Raw genomic sequence first — 3,918 nt, 5'->3', positions numbered from 1 at the left:
GGGGCAGGCGTTGGGGTGCGGAAGAGGACGACTTCCGCGATTCTTCTCTGCAGGACGTAGTCGGGTCTTCTCTGCAGGACGTAGTCGGGTCAGGCGTTCCTGCGGCGTCCTTGGTGAGAGCCACAGCCACGTGGCCATACCGGTGCACAGGGCGGACAGGAGGTGGAGCATCGGCAAGATCCGATCGGGTTTCGTGAGGTCGGGTACTTGTGCAGGTGGGCTGTCTGGTTCCCGAGGCAGTTGGCACGGCGGAGTCGGTCAGCCTTGTGCCTGGGTGGCCATTCGGTTGGTCCACCACAGGCCGCACGCGTCGAGGGCTATCCCTGTCACCAGGCATGCGAGGCCCGGGAGGCTGCCGAACAGGAAGTCCAGCGGGTGCATGTTCAGGGCTCCGGCCATGAGGAGGCCGAGGGCGGGGAGTACGGCGAGCATTCTGGCCGTGGTGCGCGGTCCGGCCAGTTGTGCTGCGACGTCCTGGCGGTGTGCCTGGGCCGTGCGTAACGTGCTCGCCACGCGTTCGACCAGGGCTGCCAGGCCTGCGCCCACGCTTACGCTGACATTCCAGCATGCTGCGAGCCGGCGCAGGCCCTCGCCGCCTTGTGGTGGGGCCGAGGCGGCCAGGGCTGCGGAGACGTCGCCGCCGTCTCTCGCTGCTGCGACGATCGGGCGCAGGGCCTCGGAATCGGGGAAGTCGACTGCCGTTATCGCCCTGGTCAGTGCCTCTCCGGGGGTCCGGCCTGCGGACAGTTCCGCCGATAGGGCCTGGCACAGCTCTATCGAGGCGAGCCGCCAAGCATCGGCTCGGCGGGCGGGGCTTGGGCGGGTGAGTAGCTTGCCCAAGGACTGCCACTGATGCTTCTTCTGGGTTGAGGTCAGCTTGGTCAGCCGGGCCGTGGCGATGGTCGGGCCCGTCCACAACCACACGGCGCAGGCTGTGGACAGTGCGGTGACCAGGGCAGCGGCGATCATCGCCGTCTTTCCTCCGTTGTCCTTGGAGTGTCGGTGGTACGGGGCTGGCGTTGGGTCGTTGTGCTGGGTCGTTGTGCTGGATCGCGGTTGCGGCCGGTCGGCCACCCCTTCCATACGGTCGTTTCACCGGGTGCGGGCGTGTTCCTGCACGGCTTGTGGACGGGTGCGGGCGCCTTCCTGCGCGGCCTCTGCGCAGGTTCGGGTGTCTCCCTGCACGGCTTGTGTGAAGGCGCCGTAGCCAGGGCCGATTCGGGAGTTGCCCTTCGGGTCGAAGGTCAGGGCGGGGACCGATTCGACGAAGCCCGTCGATGTTCTGGAGAGCAAGCAGATTTCGGCGATGCGTCTGCGGCCGTCCAGGCGATCGCGGGTCAGGTGGATGACGGCGTCGAGGGCCGCGGCGAGTTGGCTGTGTACGGCCTCCCTGCTCAACCCGGCCGCACAGCCGAGAGCCTCCAGACGAGGTGGCACGTCGGACGCGGTGTTGGCGTGGAGCGTGCCGCAGCCGCCTTCGTGGCCTGTGTTCAGGGCTGCCAGGAGGTCCACCACCTCGGCGCCGCGTACCTCCCCGACAACCAAGCGGTCCGGGCGCATCCGCAGCGCCTGCCGTACCAGGTCACGTAGGCCCACGCCGCCTGCGCCCTCCAGATTGGCTGGGCGGGTCTCCAGGCGTACGACGTGCGGGTGGAGAGGGCGGAGTTCGGCCGAGTCCTCTACCAGGAGGAGGCGTTCGCCTGGATCGGCCAGCGAGAGCAGGGCCGAGAGGAGCGTTGTCTTGCCCGTGCCAGTGCCGCCGGTCACCAGGAAGGCCAGTCTGGCGGCGACCATGGCGGTCAGCATCGAGATGGCGGATGGGGTGATCGTGCCCGCTGACACCAGGTCCGCCAGCGTGAACGTACGGCGTGGCGGCAAGCGCAGCGACACGCAGGTGCCGCCGGGCGCGACGGGTGGAAGCACGGCGTGGAGGCGTACGCCTCCCGCGAGTCTGGCGTCCACGTACGGGGAGGCGTCGTCCAGCCGTCTGCCCGCGGCGGCCGCCAGGCGCTGGGCCAGTCTCCGGACGGCCGCGTCGTCGGCGAAGGTGACCGAGGTGCGGCGCAGGCCGCTGCCGTCGTCGATCCACACCTCCCGCGGGCCGTTGACCAGGACATCTGTTACGTCGGGGCGAGCCAGGAGCGGTTCCAGCGGGCCCGCGCCTATCAAGTCCGCGCAGAGCGCTCGGGCAACTGCGAGGATCTCCGCGTCGCCGTACACGGCCTTCTCGGCTCTGAGGGCGACGGCCACCTGGGCGGCGCTGGGCTCGGAGCCTGTCCGGGCCAGGCGTACGCGGACGGCCTCCACCAGGTCTGGAGGTACGGCGGCAGCCGGGTCTGAGGAGGCGGTGGGCGGCTGTGCCCATGAGGCGGTCGGCTGCTGGGCCGCGGGTGTGATCGATTGCTGGGCCGAAGTTGCGGCCGTCTGCTGGACCGAAGCTGTGGTCGGCTGCTGGGCCGAAGTTGTGGCCGGCTTCACGGTGCTCGCCTGCTTTCGGGGTGGTGCTGCGAGTGGCAGGGCTTGGTGGATCTGGGTCTGCTGCTCAGGGCCGTGATCGGGGTGGCGTGGATCACGGCGATAGGACGTCACGTAGCAGGGATGCGCAGAGGCCGCCCAGGACGGTGCGCGGGCCCAGCTTGGGGAGTTCGCCGCGGTTGAGGGTGGCGGTGAGTCTTGGCTGGTCGGGGAGGCTGCCGGCGCAGGGTATGCCGAGGGATGCGGCGGCCATCTCGTCGTCCACGACCCCTGGGCGGAGGATCGCGCGGATGTCCGAGGTGTGCTTGCGCGCCTCGAGCAGGACCTGAACTGTGGAGAGGATTCCGCGTACGTCGGCCGGCGCCACCACCAGGGTGGCCCTCGATCTGGTGAGGGCCTCGACGGCGGCCGGGTCGAGGTGGCGCGGGAGGTCTACGACCACCAGGTCGAAGCCCCTCTGGCCGGCTTCGAGGACCGAGCGCATCGCCTGGGCGGGGATCGCAGCCACTTCGCCCCTGTGAAAGGAGAGGACCGCCAGGTCGCCGAACGACGGCAGCGCCGCCTGCAGAGCGCTGCAGCTGATCCGGCCTTCCCTGGCCACCAGGTCTCCCCAGCGGGAACCTGGTGCCTCCTCATGGCCTAGCAGCGCGTCGATGCCGCCGCCCAGCGGATCGGCGTCCACGAGGAGCGTACGGAGACGGCCGCTGCCCGAGGCGTGCAGGGCCAGGCAGGCCGAGAGCACACTCGCGCCTACCCCGCCGCGGCCGCCGAGCACGCAGATCACCGCCCCAGAACGGGGCTCCGGCTCCACGGCGTCCGCGAACCGCTCCACCAGGTGGCGTTCGTCGCCGGGAAGGCTCACGACGGCTTGGGCGCCCACCGCCACGCATTTTCGCCAGGTGTCAGGGTCGTCGGGTTCCCGGGTGACGAGGAGGACCTGGTCGCGGGCGGGGGGTGAGGTCGCGGCCACGGACTCTGCCTGGTCGGCGCCCACTGCTATGAGCGGGGCGAGGTTCCAGTATGGGCGGGCGTGGGCGGGGACGTGGGCCACGTCGAGCTGCGCGCCGGCTGCGGCGGCTATGCGGACCAGGTCGTCGAGCAGGGCGTGGTCCTCGGTGATGATCAGGGGTCTGTGCATCTCGGCCTCCCGTTTCGATGGGAGGTCCAGCTTGTTGCGGAGGGTGGGTCTGGGGAGGCGGTGAATGGGGTTCTGGGGATAGGGGTGTCGGGTTGCGGTGCCCTGTGGATAAGTGCGCAGGTGCGGGAGTACCAGCCGGCGGTGGCGGCGGTACAGCGAGCCGAGGACCATGCGGACGAGGGGCGCCGGGAGCCGAGCGTCTCGGTGCCATGACGGGGTTCTGCCGGGTCGGGAGCCTTGATGGCCAGCGGCTCGGCGGCCGGTCGAGGCGGCCGGGCGGTGGCCGGGCGGGAAAAGGGGCGACC

Annotated in this window: 3 protein-coding genes; all 3 read right to left on the bottom strand. The window is 70.4% G+C overall.

Annotation, left to right across the window (positions count from 1 at the left end):
- Positions 1–258 precede the first annotated feature (258 nt).
- The 3 genes from EJK15_RS68115 to ssd all read right to left on the bottom strand — a co-directional run bounded on the left by EJK15_RS68115 (position 259) and on the right by ssd (position 3,613).
- Entirely contained in the window at positions 259–969 is a 711-nt protein-coding gene (locus EJK15_RS68115) for a type II secretion system F family protein (RefSeq protein ID WP_138720742.1), read from the bottom strand.
- Positions 970–1,092: 123 nt separating this feature from the next.
- The gene (locus EJK15_RS68110) at positions 1,093–2,310 is read right to left on the bottom strand and encodes a TadA family conjugal transfer-associated ATPase (protein WP_138720743.1); all 1,218 of its coding nucleotides are present in this window, start codon (positions 2,308–2,310) and stop codon (positions 1,093–1,095) included.
- A gap of 259 nt (positions 2,311–2,569) precedes the next feature.
- Complete coding sequence (ssd, locus tag EJK15_RS68105; RefSeq protein ID WP_138720741.1) at positions 2,570–3,613, bottom strand: septum site-determining protein Ssd; 1,044 nt, start codon at positions 3,611–3,613, stop codon at positions 2,570–2,572.
- Positions 3,614–3,918 lie beyond the last annotated feature (305 nt).

Origin of the sequence: Nonomuraea basaltis (assembly GCF_005893125.1) — a bacterium.
GTDB classification, from domain to species: Bacteria; Actinomycetota; Actinomycetes; order Streptosporangiales; family Streptosporangiaceae; genus Nonomuraea; species Nonomuraea basaltis.
Note: the sequence above shows the minus strand (reverse complement) of the source record. Positions and strands in the feature narration are given on the sequence as shown.

What these genes read in the sequence shown, in the direction of transcription:
- EJK15_RS68115 (WP_138720742.1), bottom strand. Translation starts at nt 969, where the DNA reads ATGATCGCCGCTGCCCTGGTCACCGCACTGTCCACAGCCTGCGCCGTG.
- ssd (WP_138720741.1), bottom strand. Translation starts at nt 3,613, where the DNA reads ATGCACAGACCCCTGATCATCACCGAGGACCACGCCCTGCTCGACGAC.